Below are 19915 nucleotides of genomic sequence, written 5' to 3'. Positions count from 1 at the left end.
GAAGCGACGTGGGGGCGCAGGGCAGATGGGAACGAGTAACTGGCACAACATCCCCTGGTGCGTCCAGGCGATCATGCAGATCCAGCCGAAGCGCGTCGTCGACATCGGCGTCGGTTTCGGTCGTTGGGGGATGATCCTTCGCGAGTTCGGCGAAGTCTGGTTCAACCGCGTCCTGCCCGAGCAGTGGGAGATCGACATCGAGGGCATCGAGGCCTTCGAGGGCAGCATCGTCGACTACCACCGGCAGTTCTACAACCGTATCCACGTGGGGGACGCGCTCGAAGTCCTTCCCGGGCTCGACGGGAACTGGACCCTCGCGATCCTCGGGGACGTCCTCGAGCATTTCTACAAGTCCGACGGCGAGAGGCTGCTCTCGGATCTGGTCGAGCGCTCCGACTACGTGATGGTGAACCTGCCCCTGGGCGAGGACTGGCCCCAGGAGGACATGTACGACAATCCCTACGAAGAGCACAAGGCGGTCTGGGAGCTCACCGACTTCGACCCCGCGCTGGTCGTCGCCCAACAGTGCTTCCTCGACTTCGAGGAGCGGCCCTTCGCGAGCGTCGTGCTCTCGCGGGAAGACCCACGCAATCTTCGACTCGGGCTCTTCGGCGGTGACGGGCAGGGCCCCGTCGGTGGAGCGTCGACGTCCCGCGCGAGCTTCGTTCCGGCCGCGCTCGATCTCGGCGACAAGGATCTCCTGGCGCACGTGCGCGAGCGCGTGCAGGCGCTCGAGTCGATTCGTGCTTCCGGTGCCTGGCGAGCGGTGAATCAGGCTCGCAACAATGCGCTGGTCTGGCAGCTCGGGAAGCGACTTCGCCGCGCGCCCGGGGAGGCGATCTCGATCCGGAACGTCGATGGGAGTCCGCTGCGCGTGAACCGCGTGACGAGCGACGACACCTCGGTGCTCTGGGACTTCCTTCGCACGCGTGGAGGCTGGGAGGCCGAGTCGGACAAGGACGCCGCGTTCGGCGAAGCCCTGCTGTCGACGACGCCCGGAGACTCGATCCATTTCTTCGACTACGGCGCGTCGATCGAGATCGGACTGCTCGGCGGGACCGACGCCGGGCGCTGTCGCATCAGCGTGGGCAAGGAAGACTACGACCTCGATCTCTCGCGAAACCGATCGACGCCCCTGGTCTTCGACGCCTCTTCGGGAATCCTCCTCGACGAAGACGTGCCGGTCCCGCTGATGACCGGGACCGACGGCGCGACGGAGAGCGCGTTCACGACGGAGGACGCGGCGCTGAGCGAGATGATCCAGGCGGATCCGGATCGATGCCTCGCGGTCTATCCACCCGGGTGGACGGGGATCGGCAACTCGACGCAAGCCCTCTTCAGGGTCCACGCGCCGCTCTCCGAACGACTGACGACGGCCGCGCGAGACCGGTTTCTCGCGGTGATCGAGGATTCGGGCTGCGAGTCGCTCGTTCTCTCGGGTGGGGCGCTCGACCACCTGCATCTCGCGCGAGAGATCCGCGATCGCAGTCCGAACACGCGGATTCGCGTTCTCTGGCACGGCAGCTATCTCCAGGCGCGCGAAGACTACGCCTGGCGTGGGCTCCGTCTCATGACCGAGATGGCACGCCGCGGGCACGTCCACGCGCTCGGATTCGTGAAGGAGGGGATGGCGGAGCTGATGACCCAGCAGGGGATCAACGCCGGCTTCGTCCTCAACTACGTCGAGGACGTCCCGGACGGTCCCTCGGAGCATGCCGAGGGCGGTCCGCACTTCGGGATGTGGATCTCGAACGAGGGCTGGCGAAAGGTGCCCTACGCGATGGCGGCGGGCGTCGCGCGCGTGCCCGGCGGCAACCTCCACTACAACGGAGAGCGGCGGCGGCTGCTGGAGTTCTCCCGGCTGATCGGGCTCAAGGTCCAGCCGCACGGAGACGGACTCTTCGGCCCCGACGAGCTACGCAAGTGGATGCGGCTGATGCACGTGAACCTCTACGTGACGCTGTCCGAGTGCTGCCCCATGCTCCCGCTCGAGAGCCTCTCCGTCGGCACGCCCTGCCTGGTCGGAGCGAACAGCCACCTGTTCCGAGACGACCGATACCTCTACGATCGTCTGGTCGTTCCCTTCGCCGACTCGAGTGAATCGATCTACGAGAAGCTCCTCCAGGCGATGGAGGAACGCGACGAGATCGTCGAGGCGTACCGCGCCTACGCGCCGGGCTACGTCGCCCGCGCCCGGAAGAGCGTCGAGGCCTTCCTCGCTCTCTAGAGAGCGAGCCGAGCGGAGAGAAGCGTGTCGTCGGAATCCCGTGCCAACGAACGGAAGGAAGTCGCGTCGGAGGATCTTCGGCGCGACAACGTCTTCGTGGTCGGTTGTCAGCGTTCCGGCACGAGCGTGGTCTGGGCCGCCTTGACGGCCCATCCCGACCTGGCGCCGCTTCGCGGGTACGACCCGGAAACGGGCTACGACCCGAAGGAGCTCTACTACTTCCGGAACCTCTTCGGCGCGCGGTCCTCGTTCGGAAGTCCGATGTACGGCTGGGACGTCGACGATCGCTACCTCGCGCGGATGGTCGAGGCCACGATCCGCCACTGTGTCGAGGAGCACGGATCGCGAACCGGGCGCTTCGTGAACGCGCATCCGGGCGACGGGCTCTACCTCGCGGAGATGATCGAAGCGATGCCCGAAGCGCGTTTCGTCTACGTCCTTCGCCACGCCGAGGAGGTGGTCTGGAGTGCGGTCCACGCGCCGTGGGCGGACCCGGCCCGGACCCGCGACCCCGAGAATCTCCGTCAGGTGGCGCATCACTGGTGCCAGCATGCTTCCGTCGCTCAGCGGGTCGCGGACGGGGAGTTCGGTGATGCGGTCCTGCTGGCGCGGCACGAGGACCTGCTCGAGGCGCCCGAGGAGTGGGCCGAGCGCCTGGCCGCGCACGCGGGGGTCGAGTACGTGCCGGAGATGGGCGCGCAGCTGGGCGGGCCGACCTTCAACAGCTCGTTCCGGAACCAGGTGAGCCCTGCCGCGCTCGCGGTGGACTCCCGGCGGGCGATCTCTCGAGCGAGCTATTTCCGTCGGATCGTCTACCGGGAGTGTGGCGCCGCCATGGAGGCGCTCGGGTACCGGGATCTCGGCAACCCGCCCCTGGTGCCCCGTCGAGGCTGGCGCTCCGTGTTCGCCGTCGGGAACTAGGCCGGCGTGGCTCGCATTCTCTTCGCCACCTACGAGTTCCATCCGACCACCTGGGGAGGGTGTGGCGTCCTCCTGAGACACGCGACGGATCTGCTCCTCCAGCAGGGGCATGAAGTCGTCCTCCTGCTCGACGTGCCGAAGGTCTACTTCGATCGTTTCGAGAAGGACGACCTCCCGACGCTCAGCGTTCCCGAGCGATGTCGCGCCCATCACGCCGACGCCCTGTGCGAAGACGCGCCGTCGCTCCTGGCCGAGGTCGAGAACCCCTTCCTCGCGAAGAGTCTGCGCTTCGCCCATGCGGTGAGGCGCCTGGCGGAGCTCGATCCGGTCGACTTCGTCGAGTTCTTCGAGTACTGCGGCGTCGGCTATCACGCGCTGGTCGAGAAGCGTTTCGGGCTCCAGCCCCGGATGCCGGTGCTGGGCATGCGGGTCCACAACAGCGTGGAGTTGATCGATCTCCACGAAGGAACGCACGGCATCGATCGGGATCGATCGATCCTCTACGGCCTCGAGCGCGCGGGGCTGGCGCTCTCCGAGGCGACGCTCCTGCCGTCGCAGAGCTATGCCGACGCCTACTATCTCGACCGGTACGAGCTCGACCCGACGGCGATCCGGATCTCGGAACCGCCGACGGCTCGCTTTCCGGCGCGCCCCATCCTCGCGCCGGGCGACGTCCGTGAGGTCCAGTTCTTCGGTCGGATCTTCGAGTTCAAGGGCGTGGAACGGCTCGTGCGCGCCGCGCTCCTCCTGCTCGAGCGGCAGCCCGACCTCGACGTCGACTTCGTCTTCATCGGAAACGACGGCCGGGACGGTCCCGGCGGCGCCAGCTACACGGAATACCTGCTCGGCACGATCCCCGAGCGCTTCCGGAATCGTTTCGAGTTCACGGGACACCTCCCGCACGACCAGGTGGCGGAGCGTTTCGGAAGGGCGCGCGTCACCGTCTTCCCGAATCGCTTCGAGTCGTTCTGCTACGCCGCGCACGAAGCTCACGAGGCGGGTGTCCCGCTCCTCATGGCCGACATCCCCGCGTTCCGGAACTACTTCGAGGAAGGGGTCCACGCCTGGTACTTCGACGGGTCGAGCACGGATCTCGCCGACCAGATCGGGACACTCCTCGAGAACCCGGAGCGCCTGGCGGGGCTCGAGAAGGGCACACCGCTCGCGACTGCGCCCCTCGGAGACTTCTACGAGCGGCCTCGAGCGCTCCGCCCGATCGCGCGGGAAACCGAGGTGCGTCTTTACGTCACGACGATCGTCGAGGTGCCGCTCGCGGCGACCGAGCCCCAGATCGAGGCCACCGTCGGCGCCGTCCGCGCGCAGATGGAGGAGGGCGACCGGCTCCTGCTGGCCTATCACGACGAGGACCCACGAGCGCCGGAAGCGGCGAGCGGCGTCCGCTGGCTCGGAGCGACCCGACGTGTCGCGTCCGCGAACGGCGAGCCGGCGGCTCTGGCGAGCGTGAGGACACAGGACGCGCTCTGGCTTCTCGTTGCCGGCGATCATCCGGACGACGACTTCCTCGCGCTCTGTCGGGGCGCCCTCGAACGCAACCCGAGCATGGGCTTTGCCGGCACCTGGTTCCGCGACTTCGAAGGGCGGCTCGTGATCTCGGCGCTCGACCTCGTCCCCGAGCGCTACCCCTTCGACTTCGGTGCGCGCAGGAGTCGAGCGCTGATCCGAACGCGTCCCGAGACGCTCCTCGTCGAGCTCTTCGATTCCCAGGCCGGCCACTACGGGGAAGTCGGCGTCCTCTGGCGTGCCCAGGTCGACTACGGACGCGGCTCCCTGCTCGCCCAGGCCCGACTCACGGCGAGCAGTGCCGAAGAGGAGATCCGCGAGCCCGGGCAGCTGGCCTTCCTCGTTCAGGCCGCGGCGCCCGGCGCGATCCGGGAGAGGCTCTCGCTGCTCGCGCTCTCGGAGGACGGAGAGCGCCCCGCAGCGGTTCCTGCACCGGCGCTCGACGAGGCGCGGGCGCGGAGGATCGCCAGCGATCACCTGAACGGTACGACGTTGCTGCGCATGGCGTGGACCAAGCTCCGCCGAAAGCTCCTGGGGCGCGCGGTCTCGCGGTCGGGAAGATGATCGGCCGCGCGCGCGCAGGCCTGGCTCGTTGGGGCGCTCGAGCTCGGCGCGGACGGGTCGACTGGACGACGGCCGGGATCGACGGCTGCGAGGACGGCACGGTCGCGATCGCGCCGGGCGACTATCTCGGTGTCTCGGCCGCGACGCGGCGCCTGTTTCCGGCGACCGTCGACGTCGATGGGGCCGCGCTCGTCCTCGCTTCCGATCGCCGCGGGCTCGTCGCTGCGATCCTCGATTCCGCCGCCGAGCGGATCGTCTTCTCCGGCTGGGTCGACGGCTACGCGGCGGTCGCGCGCGCGCTCGCAGCGCGCGCGCCGGAACGTTTTCTCGGCGTGCTCTGGCACGGCTCGCCGATGCAGCTCGCCGACGCCGACGAGCGGAGGCACTACGCGGAGGTCATGGCCCTCGCGGCGGAAGGCGTGATCGATCGGATCGGGTTCTTCAAGTCCGGGGAGGGCGGAGCGCAAGCGAGCAGAGGCCTGCCTGCCGTGGACGTCTTCAACCCGCCGCCGACCGGCTCGCCGGAGCGAAGCCCCCGCCCTGGTGATGGGAAGGAGGCGACGCTTCGCCTGGGACTCTTCGTCGCAGGTCCCTCCTGGCGGAAGAACCCCTACGCGATGCTCGCCGCGGTGGCCCGCCTCGAAGAGGCCCGGCTGACGGGCGTACTCGACGCGCCGGCGCAGGCCCACGCGCGAGGGCTCGGGATCGCGCTGGCCCACGTCCGGGCCCATCCCTTCGACGCGCCGGCGCTCGTCGGCCTTCTCCGCGCCCAGGACTGCAATCTCTACGTGACGCTCTCGGAGTGTTCACCGCTCCTGCCGCTCGAGAGTCTCCATCTCGGCGTGCCCTGCCTGATCGGCGCATCCAGTCACCTCTTCGTAGGGACGCCGGTCGTCTCGACGCCCGCGGTGGACGAAGCGGCGCAGCTCCTCGAGACACGTCTCGTGGTGCCGCGCGCCGACGATCCCCGCGCGATCGAGGCCGCGATTCGACGGGCGGTCTCGGATCGGGACGCGATCCTCGACGCGTACGCGGTCTGGGCGCCTGCCTACGCGGAGGTCGCACGGGCTTCGATCGATCGCTTCCTCGCCGACGGATCGGGGCACCGAGCATGAGCCTCACCCGAATCGCCTTCGTGACGGACGAGTGGGGGGGCGAAACGCGCGGCGGGATCGGCGAGGCCGTGCGAGCGGAAGTCGAGCGGGATCCTGCGCGCGCGCTGGTGGTCCTCGATGCGTCGGCCTCCGTCGTGACGCGCGTTCGGAAGAGCGTTCCTGCGGAAGCGCGGGTCGAGCACGTGGCGGCGCGGGGGCAGGGCATGCTTCCCCGGCGCGTCTTCCGATCCCGCGCGCACTGGCGCTCCCATCGCATCTGGCTCGCGCTGTGTTCGATCGTCGAGTCGGAGGCGGTCGAGTCGATCGAGTTTCCGGACTTCGATGGTCCCGGCTTCGTCTCGATCAAGGCGCGCCGGCTCGGACTCGGCCCCCCGCTTCCGCCAGTCACGGTCCGCCTGCACGGAACGGTCGCGCGGGTCTCCGCGGCGGACGATCGGGCCATGCTCTCCCTGGAAGACAAGCAGCGACTCGCGATCGAACGCTATGCGCTCCGCCACGCCGATCGAATCGTCGCGCCGTCGGCGGCGGTCCTCGACGAGTACGCCGACGCGCAGCCGCTCGCGCCGAATCGCGCGATCTCGCCGCCCTCGTTCGAAAGACCGGGAATCGCGTGGTCGCCTCCGCCGATCGCCGAGGGGCGGCCGCTTCGGATCGGGTTCCTCGGCAAGCTGCAGCCGCTGAAGGGGCCGGAGACCTTGCTTCGAGCCGCTTCGAGCGTGTTCGAGGCGCGGGGCGGGGACGCCCTCGAGCTGCATCTGGTCGGCGCGGACGAGCCCGGTCGTTTTCGGGCGAGTCACGCGGAGGAGCTGCGTCGTCTGGTCGCTCCGGAGCACGCGGGCCGGGTCCACTTCCATGGGGCGTTGCCGCGCGAAGCGGCGTTGCGTCGGATGGCCGATTGCCATGCGGCGGTCGTACCGAGTCGAACGGAGACCTTCGGCCTCGCCGCGAGGGAGCTCGCCTCGATCGGGCTCCCGCTCGCCGTGACGGATCTGGGGGCGTTCCGCGATCTCGGAGACGGAGCGTCCGGGGGATCGATCGACCGTTTTCCGGTCGACGCCGTCGATGCGCTCGCCCAGATCCTGGACCGATGGTGCCGCGCGCTCGACGCCGGCGAGTGGCCAGCCGCGCCGCGGGGCGGGGGAGGGGACCCCGTTCGTGCAGTCGATCCCCCGCGCGCTCCCGCGACGCCCGAGCGCGAACCCCCTCGCGCCGAACCGGCGCTCGTGTCGATCGTGATTCCCTTCTACGAGATGCAGGCCTACCTCGAGGCGTGCCTCGATTCGATCGTCGCGGATCCCCATCCCCGCAAGGAGATCCTCCTCGTCGACGACGGTTCACCGTCCCCGGAAGCGCGCGACCTGCTCGATTCGATCGCGTCCACCTTCGACGCGTGCGAGCTGCGAGTCGTGCGCAAGGCCAACGGCGGGCTCGCGAGCGCGCGCAACGCCGGCGTCGCCGAAGCGCGCGGGGAGTTCGTGCTTCCGCTCGACCCCGACGACCTGATCGTGCCCGGCTACCTCGGTACCGCCGTCGCCGCGCTCGACGCGCACGAAGAGCTCTGCTGGGTGAACGGCATCTCGGCGGCCTTCGCCGACGGGGACGATCCGGCCCTCGCCAGCGATTGGGTCGTGCCCTACGACCCGACGCCCGGGATGCTCTTCTACGAGAACGGATGCGGAACCGCAGCCGCCGTCTTTCGGCGTGAGACCCTCGAGGCGTTCCCCTACCGGGAGGAGCTGCCCGCCTACGAAGACTGGGATCTCCAGCTCCGACTCGCGGTCGCGGGGCATGCGGGGGAAGGGTTGCCGGCGGTCTTCCACCGCTACCGCCAGCGCCCCGCCGGACTCGCCGCCGCCGCACACGTGCGGCACGCAGACCTCGTGGCGCGCATCGTCGCGCCCCACCTCGAGACGCTTCCGCCGGAGCTGCGGAGCGCGTTCGAGGTCTATCTGGCGAGCGCTTCCGACCTGCGCGGCCTCGGGGCGGCGCGCGCCGGTCCTTCGGGGCGGGCGTACGCGTGGGCCGCGGACCTGTATCGGCATCACGTGAAGGACGCCCTCGGCAACTGGGTCGGCGAGGTCTCTCGTGATCGATGGGTGCACGCCCTGCGGCGTCGCTGGCTCGAGGCCTCCGCGCGGCGCCGATCGGGGCGCTAGTCTCGCACGGCGGCTCGGTGGACCCGGGTCGAAACGAGGAGGTGACATGAGCGAATCCGTACCCATGGCCAAGCTCGAGATCCGGAAAGGACCCGACGCCGAGGTCGCCGCCGGCGGCCTTCGCTTCGTCGCCTGTCGTCGCGAGGTCGGTGACATCGACGGCGGGATCACGCTCTACGTCTGGGGTCGGGAAGCCGACGCCGCCGACGAAGTCGAGGTCCTGCGCATGGATCTCTTCCGCGAGCGGCCCCACTACCACGCGCCCGCGGAGCGGAAGGAAGAGACCCGGATCGAGGCCGGCGATGCCGTCGACTGGGGCATCGACGCGCTGACGACCCGCGCGCCCGCGCTCGCCGAAGAGGCCGGCTACGCCGGGCTCGGCTCGGCCCTCGATGGCGCGGCCTTGCGAGACTCGGGGCCGCTGCTCCGGGACCTCTTCGCCGGCCTCGAGGAGCCGAACGAGGTCTCGTACTTCGAGATTCCGCAGTCCGTGCTCGATGGGCTGGCCGGCGGCTAGTCCGGAAAGCCTTGATTCGACAGGGGATTCTCGGCCGGCGGGGCGATTCGCCACGAAACGTGGTGCTTCGGGGTTGACGGGGCCGTTCCTGAATGGCATTTAAATGCCACTTGGCGGCTGCTCGCCAAGAGGACCTCGAATGCCGACCGACTCCCCCCTCTCTACCGACGCCGAGGCGTCCTCGCCGCCGGGCCGCGGCGATCGACGCGTCCAGGAGTTTCGCGCGCGTGTCCTGACGACCGCGGAGGAGCTCTTCACGGAGCGCGGGATCGAGGCGACGAAGATCGACGACATCTGCGAGGCGGCGGACGTCGCGAAACGGACCCTCTGCAACCACTTCCCGACCAAGGCCGACATCGTCCAGGCGCTCTCCCGCGAAGCGGTCTCCAGGATGGTCGCGAGCATCGACGAAGCGCGCGTCGCGGGGGCGACGACCCGGGAGCGGATCACCCTCCTCTTCGACGGATTCTTCTCGGGCGATTTCGAGATCGGCCCGGTCCACCGCGAGTTCGTCGGCGCCTTCTTCGGCGCCGCCCACGGCACCCCGGACGCGAGCGAAGGGGAGATCCGCGTCTCGGACGCGATCCAGGCCCTGCTCGCCGAGGGCGGGCCGGATCAGCTCCCGCCCGGCGCCTCGATCGAGACCTTCGCGGAGGTCGTGCTCGGCTCGATCTACGCGACGACCCTCGAGTGGGTCCATCGCGACGACTACGACGTCGAAGCGCGGACGTCGGAAGTCGGCCGCTTCCTGGCGAGCCTGCTTCCGCGCCGTTGAATTCCCGCGTCGGGAGACGCGGGCCCCCTGAGTACGCAGACGTACTCGAACAGGAGACGACATCGAGATGAAGGATTTCAAGGACAAGGTCGCGGTCGTGACCGGCGGCGCCGGCGGGATCGGCAAGGCCCTCGTCAAGGCGTTCGTCGGTGTCGGCATGAAGGTCGTGATCGGTGACGTCGAAGAGCCGGTCCTGAAGGCGACCTGCGAAGAGCTCGGGGACGCGGTCAGCGGCGTCGTGACCGACGTCTCGGATCCGGCCTCGGTCCAGGCCCTCGCCGACTACACGTTCGAGAAGCACGGCGCGTGCCACATCCTCTTCAACAACGCCGGGGTCTCGGCCCCGAACCTGGACGTCTGGGAGACCGAGCCCTCGGACTTCACGTGGGTCCACGGCGTGAACGTCGCGGGCGTCGCCCATGGCATCCAGGCCTTCGTACCGCGCATGATCGCGTCCGGTGAAGAGGGTTACGTGCTGAACACGTCCTCGGGTGACGGCGGGATCTCGCCGCTCGCGCAGCAGGTCGTCTATGCCTCGAGCAAGGCCGCCGTCTCGACGATGACCGAGTGCCTCGCGGCGCAGCTCATCGGCCGCGGGACGAACCTCCGCGCGGCGATCTTCTACCCCTCCGGCGGGATGCTCGACACGGGCATTTGGACGACCAAGCGGAACCGACCCGCGGAGCTCGCGCGCGAGAACGAGGTCGACGCGTCCCAGGAGACGACCTTCGACGCCTTCATGGAGGGCGCGAAGGCGGCGGGCTTCGAGATGCCCGTCCAGGATCTCGACGAGCTCGCGCAGTTCTGCCTCGAGGGCATCCGCAACGAAGACTTCGTGATCATGATCGGTCGAGAGACGATGGAGGCCACGCTCGTCGAGCGGGCGAAGAAGCTCGCCGCCGGAGAGTGCCCGATCGAGCTCGAGCACATGGGGCTTTCCTAGGCCCGAAGCGCGACGAGCGGATCGCCCGTCCCGCTTCTGTTTTCCTGATATCCGAAACGAGTCGCGACCCGAAATTCGAGGAGTCCACGCCATGAGCGCAGACACGAACGATCCCGTCCTGATCATCAGCTCGGACTGCCACGCCGGTACGCTGCCGTCCGGTTACAACGAGCACATGGATCCCCGGTACCACGACGCCGCCAATGCCTGGTGGGTCCAGTACACCCGCGAGATGATGAATCGCGTCGGGACCTTCTTCGACCAGGAGGCGGTCGAGGCCTACAGCGAGGGCGCGGGCGAGCAGGGCGGCAATCGCATGAAGGCGATGTCGGACCCGAACGTCGCTCCGAGCGACCAGGACCTGCTCGACATGCTCTCCGACCCGGCCAATCCCTTCGCGCCGAGGCCGGGGGAGTGGGACGCGACGGTCCGAATGAAGGAGCTCGACGACGACGGCGTCGCAGGAGAGATCATCTTCCCGCAGATGGCGCCCTTCGGCGCGGGGCTCATGCAGTATCGCCACGACGTGAGCCCCGAGCAGAACCTCGAAGGCTGCCGCTCCTACAACCGCTGGCTGGCCGACTTCTGCAGCACCCACCCGGAACGGATGGCCGGCGTGGCCCTCATCAACGTCGACGACATCGACGTGACGGTGCAGGAGATCCGCGACGCGAAGGCGATGGGACTCTGGGGCGGCGTGCTTCTGCCCTCGAGCACGGGGACGCACCCCTTCTACCACCATCCCCGCTACGAGCCGATCTGGGCCGTCTGCGAAGAGCTCGACATGCCGCTCCAGACCCACTCGGGCTGGGCGCCCGACTACGGCGACGTCGAGTGCGCGACGGCGATGTTCATCAGCGAGGTGGACATGTGGGCGCAGCGACCCTTCACCGCGCTCATGTGGTCGGGGGCCTTCGAGCGACACCCTGATCTCAAGTACATCCTGACGGAGGTCGGGGTCGGCTGGATCGTCGAGAAGCTCCGGGTCCTCGAGTTCAAGGCGGCGGACCCGATCTTCAAGCACTTCACGAAGGACCTCTCGAAGAGCCCGACCGGCTACTACGAGCAGAACTGCTTCGTGGGCGCGTCCTTCCTCCGCCCGCACGAGGCGAAGTTCAAGGACGAGGTCGGCGTGGACAAGCTGATGTGGGGCACGGACTACCCGCACCTGGAAGGGACCTGGCCGTCCACCATGAAAGAGCTCCAGGAGACCTTCGGGACGTACCCGGAGCAGGAGATCCGGGACATCCTCGGCCTCAACGCGGCTCGGATCTACGGCTTCGACGAGGACAAGCTCCAGCCGATCGCGAACGAAATCGGCCCGACCATCGCGCAGATCCGCGGCCAGGGCTGACGCCCCGCCGCCCACGGCGCACGTCCTACGCGCCTACCAAGCGCCTCCTCCGCAGCCGCCCGACGCATCCAGGAGACGACCATGACGGATCGCTATCTCGTGATCTCTTCCGATGGCCACGCCGGACCTCGGCCGGAGGTCTATCGCGACTACCTCGACCCGCAGTACCGGGACGAATTCGACCGCCAGAACGAAGCGCGCATGAAGGCGCTCGAGCTCGCCGGCGAGCGCCTCGAGATGCGCCAGGAGAGCCAGCAGTGGGCCTCCGACAAGGCCCACGGCCTGGCGGGCGCGTGGGACGGCGACCGGCGCAACGAGGTCCTGGACGCAGACGGCGTCGCGGCGGAGATCCTCTTCGTCGACGGCCTGACGGAGGAGAACTCGCCGCCCTTCGGCGGCGACCTGGGGCTGATGCCGGTCGGCGTCGACCCGGAGCACCAGTGGGCCGGCTGCCGCGCGCACAACCGCTGGATGTCCGGGTTCTGCTCGGAGAGTCCGGAGCGGCGCTACGGCCTCGCGCTGATCACGCCCTTCTGGGGTGTCGACCAGGCGGTCGCCGAGATCGAGTGGGCGAAGGAGAACGGCCTTCGCGGAATCATGTTGCCCCACATGTTCACGGGCCAGGATCCCTACCACCACCCGAAGTACGACCCGATCTGGCGCGCCTGCGCCGAGCGCGCGATGGTGATCCACTTCCATTCGGGCGCCGCGCCGATGCACGAGTACTACGGGCTCGACATCTTCCGCGCCCGGGATCCGGAGCAGCTCTCGGAGCCGCCGGTCGAGCTGCCCGGGGCGCTCGGCATCTACGTGACCGAGGTCGCGTGGTGGCTCACGCGTCCGCTCGTCTACATGATCTGGGGCGGTGTCTTCGAACGCTTCCCCACGCTCAAGACCGCCGTCACCGAGGGCTCGACGATCTGGGTGCCGGAGCTGCTCCACCTGATGGATCAGCGCTACGGCGACCACCACTTCTCGGCCAAGCTCGGCACGGGATACAAGAAGCACCTTTCGATGAAGCCCTCGGAGTACTTCCGGCGGAACATCAAGGTCGGCAGCTCGGCCATGTCGCGCCGGGAGGCGGAGCTCCGCCACGAGATCGGTCTCGGGACGATCATGTGGGGGTCGGACTACCCCCATCCGGAAGGGACCTGGCCCGCGACGCAGAAGATGATGGTCGAGGTGCTCGGCGGGCTCCCGGAGGAGGAGATCGCCGCGATCCTCGGAGGCAACGCCGCCGAGTTCTACGGCTTCGATGTGGCGGCGCTCCAGCCCCTCGTCGACCGGATCGGCCCCGAGAAGAGCCAGTTCCAGCTGGAGCAGCCGGCCTAGGCCGCACTACACTTCCTTGCGTCGACGCGCCGCGGCGACCCAAGAACAGGAGGACGCCATGTCCATTCCGAACGACGCCTTCAAGATCAACCCCGGCGAAGTGCTCGGTTGGCCCAATCTCCGGATCAAGTATCCGACCGACCCGGCGAAGCTCGCCGAGCTGCTTCCGCCGGGGCTCGAGCCCTCGGACACCTCGAACGTGCACCTCAACATCTATCTGATTCCGGTGCCGGACGAGCCGGAGTTCGGCGTCGTGATCGACGTCGACGCGGACTACCGGGGACAGAAGGGCCGGTACTGCCTCGGGTACGGGATCGACCAGGAGAGCGCGATCTACATCTCGAAGGACATGAACGGGCAGCCCAAGTTCCCCTGCGAGATCGAGTACTACCGGATCGGCGAAGCGGTCAAGGCGCGCTGCACACACCAGGGATACACGTTCCTCGAGTACAAGGGACGGACCGCGGGCGCCCTCGAGATGCCGGAGGAGGAGCACGACTTCCAGTGGTGGATCAAGTGCTCCCGCGCGGTCGGCGGCGCCGAGAAGGCCTACGACATCGAACCCTTCGTCGTCTCCGTCGAGTCGAGGACCCAGCCGGTCTACCGCGAGAAGGTCGAAGGCGAGCTGCTCCTGCGGGAGAGCCCGTGGGACCCGATCGCCGAGCGGCTCCCGATCCTGGGTGAGGTCGAGGCCTATCTCGCGATCGGCAAGCCGATCCAGCGCGAGATCTCGCGCCAGGGCGCGCTCGACCCGGATGCGTTCTGGCCCTTCGTCGACACGATCGGCAGCTCGCGCTGGCCCGGCAAGATGGGCGGGCCGATCCGCGAGATCGACTGGAGCAGCTATCCGGAGGAGTACCGCTCCTGAGCGGAGGAGTACCGCTTCTTCCGAAGCGTACGGGGGAAGCGCCGGCGGCGCGTCGACTTCGGTCGTCGCGCCGCTCGTGTTTCGACCGTCCGCCTGAGCCTTCGCGTCGCGCGGCCGGCGCGTGTACTCCGCGTCCAATGCGGGGGGGCGTGGCGTTCGACTAGAGTCGAACGCCGATGGAAGACTTCGACGCCCGACTCGCCGCGGCGCTCACGCGCGGACTCTCCGACTTCGCCGCGCTCGTGTCCGTTCGTCGACTCTCCGGCGGAGCGAGTCAGGAGACCTATCGCGTCGAGATCGAGGCGACCGGCGGGCCGCGGACCCTGGCGTTCCGCCGCGCGGCCGGTGGTGGTTCGAAGGAGCGCACGGGCGCGAACCCGGGACCCGGTCTCGCGGGCGAGGCGCGGCTCATGCAGGTCGCCCGGCAGGTGGGGGTGCCGGAGCCTGCGGTCGTACTGGTGCTCGAGGAGGACGACGGCCTCGGCGAGGGCTTCCTCATGGAGTGGCTCGAGGGCGAGACCCTCGGCGGAAAGATCCTGAAGGATCCGGCGCTCGAGGCCGTCCGTCCGACGCTGGCCTTCGAGTGCGGTCGGATCCTGGCGCGGATCCACGGTGTCGATCCCGTCGCCGCCGGGCTGTCTTCGTTCCTCGAAGAGCAGTCGACCCGGGCCTACGTGGAGCAGCTCTGGGCGGGCTATCGCGCCTACGACACCCCGCAGCCGATGATCGACTACACGGCGCGTTGGCTGCTCGACCATCTCCCCGAGCCGATCTACGACACGCCGCGCCTCGTCCACAACGATTTCCGGAACGGCAACCTGATGATCACGCCGGACGGGATCATGGCCGTGCTCGACTGGGAGGTCGCCTATCTCGGCGACCCCGTACGCGACCTCGGCTGGATCTGCACCAACTCCTGGCGCTTCGGTCGCCACGACCAGCCCGTGGGTGGCTTCGGCTCGCGCGAGTCGCTCCTCGAGGGCTACGAAACCGAATCGGGGATCCGGATCACGCCGGATCACCTTCGCTGGTGGGAGGTCTTCGGTTCGTTCTGGTGGGCGGTCGGGACGCTGCAGATGGCGGCGATGTATCGGGGCGGCGTGGACGCGAGCGTCGAACGACCGGGGATCGCGCGACGCAGCTCCGAGTGTCAGGTCGACTGCGCGAACCTGATCATCCCCGGTCCCGTCGAGCTCGTCGCGGAGGGACCGGCGGCGAGCTCGCTCGACATGCCGCGGACCGACGAGCTGCTGGAGAGCGTGCGCGACTTCCTGAGGAACGACCTGCGCGGGCGACTGAAGGGGCGGGATGCGTTCCTGTCGCTCGTGGCCTCGAACTCCCTCGACATCGTGCTTCGCGAGCTCACCCGCGGACCCGCCCACGTCGCCGCCGAGCAGGCGCGTCTCGTCGCGCTGCTCGGAGCCGAGGCCGCCGAGCCGATCGACGCGCTTCGGCGACGCCTCGCCGAGGGGCTGCGCGACGGCTCCGTCGCGCTCGATCGTCCCGGTCTCGCGGATCACCTCCGCGTGACCGTCGTGAACCAGCTCGCCATCGACCAACCCCGCTACTCGGGACTCGCCGCCGCGCTCGCGGCGAACGAGGACTGAACCCCGCACGCCGGAGGGCACGATTTTGGATTTCGAGATTCCGCAGGACCTGCAGGACTACCTCGACGAGCTCGACCGCTTCATCGAGGCCGAGATCCGGCCGCTCGAGGAGGAAAACGACAACGTCCGCTTCTTCGACCATCGGCGAGAGGACGCGCGCACAAACTGGGAAGAGGGCGGGCGACCGACCGAGGAATGGGAGGCGCTCCTGAGAGAGGCGAAGCGGCGCGCGGACGCGGCCGGTCATTATCGCTACGCCTTCCCCGAGGAGTACGGCGGCCGGGACGGCACCAACCTCGGGATGGCCGTGATCCGCGAGCACCTCGCGCGGAAGGGGCTGGGGCTCCACAACGACCTCCAGAACGAGCACTCGATCGTCGGGAACAGCGTCGGCCTCCTGCTGCTCCTGCACTACGGAAGCGAGGAGCAGAAGGCGAACTGGCTCGAGGACGCTGCGGCCGGGCGGCGCGGCTTCACGTTCGGCATCACCGAGAGCGCTCACGGCTCCGACGCGACGCACATGGAGACGAGCGGCGTCCGCGATGGCGACGACTGGATCCTGAACGGCGAGAAGAGCTGGAACACCGGCATCCACAACGCCGCCCACGCGATGGTGATGGCGCGGACCGACGGCGGGCCCGGCGACGGCCACGGGATCACCGCGTTCCTCGTGCCGACGGATAGCGAGGGCTTCAAGGTCGAGGAGCTCCTCTGGACCTTCAACATGCCGACGGACCACGGCCGCTTCACGATGCAGGACGTCCGGGTTCCGCACTCGTCGATCTTCGGGGAAGAGGGGCGGGGCCTGCAGGTCGTCCAGCACTTCTTCAACGAGAACCGGATCCGTCAGGCGGCGTCGTCTCTCGGCGCCGCCCAGTTCTGCATCGACGAGTCGATCGAGTATGCGAAGACCCGCGCGCCCTTCGGCAAGCCCCTCGCCACGAACCAGGGCATCCAGTTCCCGCTCGTCGAGCTCCAGACCCAGTGCGAGATGCTCCGGGCGCTGATCCACAAGACGGCCTGGCAGATGGACCAGTACGGGGCCTTCTCGGTCTCGGACAAGGTCTCGATGTGCAACTACTGGTCGAATCGGCTCTGCTGCGAGGCGGCGGACCGCGCCATGCAGGTCCACGGCGGTCTCGGCTACTCGCGCCACAAGCCCTTCGAGCACATCTACCGACACCACCGCCGCTACCGGATCACCGAGGGCGCGGAGGAGATCCAGATGCGGCGCGTCGCGGGCTACCTCTTCGGCTTCATGAAGCAGAGGGCGCCGAAGGGCGTGCAGGAAGACTGAGCGGGCGCGCAGACCCGCCCGCGCGGGTCAGGGCGCCATTGTGCCCGGTTCGTCGAACCCGTAGGGTCGATAGATCCCGACGATGAAGTTCTCGTGCATGCCGTAGCCGACGTCGCCGTTGCTGGCTTCGAAGCGGCAGAGGGTCTCGTTCAGGCCGAAGACTTCGGCGCGCTTCGCCGGGGTCGAGACGTCGTACTTGACGCCCTCGACCTTCTCCTTGCCCTGGTAGACGCCGTGGCCCCAGCCGTCGGTGTTGATGTAGCCCGAGCCCATGCCGAGGTTGACCGTCCGGAGCGGGACGTTCTCGACGGTCAGGTCGCTGTTCGCGTAGCCGATCGTCGCGCCGGCGACCTCCCGCGTGCCCGAGTGGTACCGCATCTTGTGGTTCGGGGAGCCGAGGATCTCGTTGGGCTTGTCGATTCCGTAGTTCCAGACCTTGATCCCTTCCTCCATCTGGCGCTCGCCGTCGGGGCCCTCCTCGATGAAGGTCTTGATCATGTAGTCGTCGAACTGCATCGGCATCCAGTTGTGGAAGAAGCCGTGGGCGCGCTCCTCGGTCACGCGGATGCCCGGCGGCTCGGGCTCGCCCACGCCGCGTACGCCCCAGGAGCGGTCCCGCGCGCCCTTCCATTTCGTGGGCTCGACCGTGTAGTGCTGGCCGTCGATCTCGAGGGAGCCCGTGTAGCAGCCGGTCTGGGCGAAGCGCGCGTTCTCCATGACCGTGCGGTTGAAGCTCTTCTTGATCGACTTGGGCTCCTCGAGCGGAGGCTGCGCGCCGTCCCAGGTCACGTCGAAGGCGAGGCCCCACTCGTTGTCGTCGCACTGGATCCGGAGCTTCTTGAGTCCCTCGAGGACCTCGAACTTGAAGGGGCCGCAGGACGTGTCCATCCGGTCGCTGCCGAGCTCGCGGGACGCGCGAACCGTGTACTGGGTGTCGCCGTGGGAGATCGAGGCGAAGGCGTCGGTCACCCCGAGGTTCGGATACTGGCCGAGGCCGAAGACCATGAAGAGCTCGTCGCTCGACGCGTGGAGATTGAAGTAGTAGCGGTCGAAGAAGTTGCGGTCGCTCGTGAAGACGTGGTCGAAGGTGTCGGTGGTCTGGTGGGCGAGGTAGTCGTCCATGGGGCTGATCGGCATGCTGGATCCTCTGCGCGGGTGTGCGATTCGGGGCGCGCGGGCTCGCGACGTGTCCCGTCGAACGACCGACTCTAATACAGCCGCGGACCGCGGGCAGACCCTCCCTCCTGCTAATCTCGGCGGCGTGTCGGATCCGCTGGACGCTCACGCCTACGACCCCCCGCAGTCCTCTCTGCTCCCCGACGAGGCTCGCACGACCGCGGACGACGCGAGCCGCTCGTCGCGGTTCGTCGCCGCGTCCATCGACGCCGTTCTCCAGATGGCCATCTACTTCCCGCTCATGTCGTTGCTCGGCCGGCTCGAGCTCTCCGAGGCGTCCGCCGTTCCGCCGGAGACGGCCGGAGAGGTGTTCGGGGCGCTGTTCACCTTGCCCGCCCTGGTCGATGTCTTCATCGACAACGCCCTCTCTCTTGCGCTCTTCGTGACGCTCCATGGCTATCTGCTCGCCGATCGGGGTCAGACGATCGGGAAACGCATGCTCGGGATTCGTATCGTGGGTGTCGACGGGCGGCTGGTCTCCTTCACCCGCGTGTTCTGGATCCGAGAGGCCTCGCTCTATGCGGTCGCGGTCGTGCCCGTCGTCGGATCCTTCGTCGTGCTCTTCGAGCTGCTGCTGATCTTCGGCTCGGCTCGCCGCTGCGGACACGACCATCTGGCCGGCACGAGAGTCGTCGTCGCCGACTGATCGAGCGGGACTGGCTACCTCGGGGTGCATCCGCCATCGTTGTCGGCCCGGACGAACCGGACGGAGAAGACATGAGCGACGAATCCCGCGTGCTGACCGACCTCGACGAAGAGGGCGTGCTGCTGATCACGATGAATCGGCCCGAGAAGAAGAACGCCTTCGACGAGGATCAGTGGGACGCCTTCTGTCAGGCGCTGCGGGACGCGGAAGCCGACCCGAAGGTGGCGGTCGTGGTCCTGACCGGGGCCGGTGGGAACTTCTCTTCGGGGGCCGATCTCGGGGGCTTCGGCGGGGGCGAGCGCCCGCCGCGGGAGGACGGCTTCGCGAGCGGCTTCTTCGCCGCGGAGGCGACGGTGCTGGCCTTCGGCAAGCCGCTGATCGCGGCGGTCCCCGGAGTGGCCGTGGGGGGAGGCTGCACGATCGCGATCGCCTCGGACATCGTCTACGTCGGCGAGAGTCTGCGGGCGCGGCTCCCCTTCGCGAACCTCGGCCTCGTGCCCGAGATCGCGAGTAGCTACACGCTCCAGAGCTCGATCGGCCGACAGCGCGCGAACGAGCTGATGTTCACCGCGGAGTGGATCGATGCGGCGAAGGCCGTCGAACTCGGGATGGCGGCGCGGGCCTACCCGGACGACGCGCTCCTGGCGGCGGCCCTCGAGAAGGCCCGCGAGATCGCGCAGTGGCCGATCTCGGCGCTGGTCGCGATCAAGAAGATCATGAACCAGGCCCACCGGGCCGGAATCGCCGCAGCCCTCGACATCGAGCACGACGAGATGTCGAAGGCCCAGGGCTCGCCGGAGAACATCGAGGCGATCAAGGCCTTCATCGAGAAGCGTCCCGCCGACTTCAAACAGTTCCGGAAGTAGGGGCACGCGGGTCGGTCGGGTACGCTGCGG

16 protein-coding genes are annotated in these 19915 nt (G+C 68.5%); 15 read left to right on the top strand and 1 reads right to left on the bottom strand.

Annotated features, from left to right (window positions below; all coding sequences use genetic code 11):
- Window positions 1-25 precede the first annotated feature (25 nt).
- The 13 genes from NXI30_13620 to NXI30_13560 all read left to right on the top strand — a co-directional run bounded on the left by NXI30_13620 (window position 26) and on the right by NXI30_13560 (window position 17197).
- Window positions 26-2227 (top strand): hypothetical protein, encoded by a 2202-nt coding sequence (locus NXI30_13620; protein ID MCR9095254.1) that lies wholly within the window; start codon window positions 26-28, stop codon window positions 2225-2227.
- 24 nt (window positions 2228-2251) lie between these two features.
- Window positions 2252-3148 (top strand): sulfotransferase, encoded by an 897-nt coding sequence (locus NXI30_13615; protein MCR9095253.1) that lies wholly within the window; start codon window positions 2252-2254, stop codon window positions 3146-3148.
- A 6-nt stretch (window positions 3149-3154) separates the two neighbouring features.
- Complete coding sequence (locus NXI30_13610; protein ID MCR9095252.1) at window positions 3155-5233, top strand: glycosyltransferase family 4 protein; 2079 nt, start codon at window positions 3155-3157, stop codon at window positions 5231-5233.
- Entirely contained in the window at window positions 5230-6348 is a 1119-nt protein-coding gene (locus tag NXI30_13605; GenBank protein ID MCR9095251.1) for a hypothetical protein, read from the top strand. Before NXI30_13610 ends, NXI30_13605 begins: the two co-directional genes overlap by 4 nt.
- Window positions 6345-8504: a glycosyltransferase gene (locus NXI30_13600; protein MCR9095250.1), complete on the top strand. Its 2160-nt coding sequence runs from the start codon at window positions 6345-6347 to the stop codon at window positions 8502-8504. The genes NXI30_13605 and NXI30_13600 overlap by 4 nt, the downstream gene beginning before the upstream one ends.
- Window positions 8505-8550: 46 nt before the next feature.
- The gene (locus tag NXI30_13595) at window positions 8551-9021 is read left to right on the top strand and encodes a hypothetical protein (protein ID MCR9095249.1); all 471 of its coding nucleotides are present in this window, start codon (window positions 8551-8553) and stop codon (window positions 9019-9021) included.
- 139 nt (window positions 9022-9160) lie between these two features.
- On the top strand, window positions 9161-9796 hold the full coding sequence (locus NXI30_13590) for a TetR/AcrR family transcriptional regulator (GenBank protein ID MCR9095248.1): 636 nt from the start codon (window positions 9161-9163) through the stop codon (window positions 9794-9796).
- Window positions 9797-9863: 67 nt separating this feature from the next.
- Window positions 9864-10739, top strand: a complete 876-nt coding sequence (locus NXI30_13585; GenBank protein MCR9095247.1) for an SDR family NAD(P)-dependent oxidoreductase — start codon at window positions 9864-9866, stop codon at window positions 10737-10739.
- Between the two features lie 91 nt (window positions 10740-10830).
- On the top strand, window positions 10831-12093 hold the full coding sequence (locus NXI30_13580; protein ID MCR9095246.1) for an amidohydrolase: 1263 nt from the start codon (window positions 10831-10833) through the stop codon (window positions 12091-12093).
- Between the two features lie 81 nt (window positions 12094-12174).
- Window positions 12175-13425: an amidohydrolase gene (locus NXI30_13575; protein MCR9095245.1), complete on the top strand. Its 1251-nt coding sequence runs from the start codon at window positions 12175-12177 to the stop codon at window positions 13423-13425.
- 58 nt (window positions 13426-13483) lie between these two features.
- Window positions 13484-14293, top strand: coding sequence for an acetoacetate decarboxylase family protein (locus tag NXI30_13570; protein ID MCR9095244.1), 810 nt, complete (start codon window positions 13484-13486; stop codon window positions 14291-14293).
- Window positions 14294-14469: 176 nt separating this feature from the next.
- Window positions 14470-15900, top strand: coding sequence for a phosphotransferase family protein (locus tag NXI30_13565; protein MCR9095243.1), 1431 nt, complete (start codon window positions 14470-14472; stop codon window positions 15898-15900).
- A 25-nt stretch (window positions 15901-15925) separates the two neighbouring features.
- The gene (locus tag NXI30_13560; protein MCR9095242.1) at window positions 15926-17197 is read left to right on the top strand and encodes an acyl-CoA dehydrogenase family protein; all 1272 of its coding nucleotides are present in this window, start codon (window positions 15926-15928) and stop codon (window positions 17195-17197) included.
- A gap of 27 nt (window positions 17198-17224) precedes the next feature.
- On the opposite strand, the gene NXI30_13555 is transcribed toward NXI30_13560, so the two are convergent.
- The gene (locus tag NXI30_13555; protein MCR9095241.1) at window positions 17225-18334 is read right to left on the bottom strand and encodes a hypothetical protein; all 1110 of its coding nucleotides are present in this window, start codon (window positions 18332-18334) and stop codon (window positions 17225-17227) included.
- Window positions 18335-18458: 124 nt separating this feature from the next.
- Here NXI30_13555 and NXI30_13550 point away from each other — a divergent pair, with 124 nt between their 5' ends.
- Window positions 18459-19019: an RDD family protein gene (locus NXI30_13550; GenBank protein MCR9095240.1), complete on the top strand. Its 561-nt coding sequence runs from the start codon at window positions 18459-18461 to the stop codon at window positions 19017-19019.
- 71 nt (window positions 19020-19090) lie between these two features.
- On the top strand, window positions 19091-19885 hold the full coding sequence (locus NXI30_13545) for an enoyl-CoA hydratase-related protein (GenBank protein MCR9095239.1): 795 nt from the start codon (window positions 19091-19093) through the stop codon (window positions 19883-19885).
- The last annotated feature ends 30 nt before the right edge of the window (window positions 19886-19915 follow it).

This window comes from bacterium (genome assembly GCA_024742285.1).
Taxonomy (GTDB): domain Bacteria; phylum Myxococcota_A; class UBA9160; order UBA9160; family UBA4427; genus UBA4427.
The sequence above is the reverse complement of the archived record's forward strand: the minus strand, read 5'-3'. Positions and strand labels throughout refer to the sequence as shown.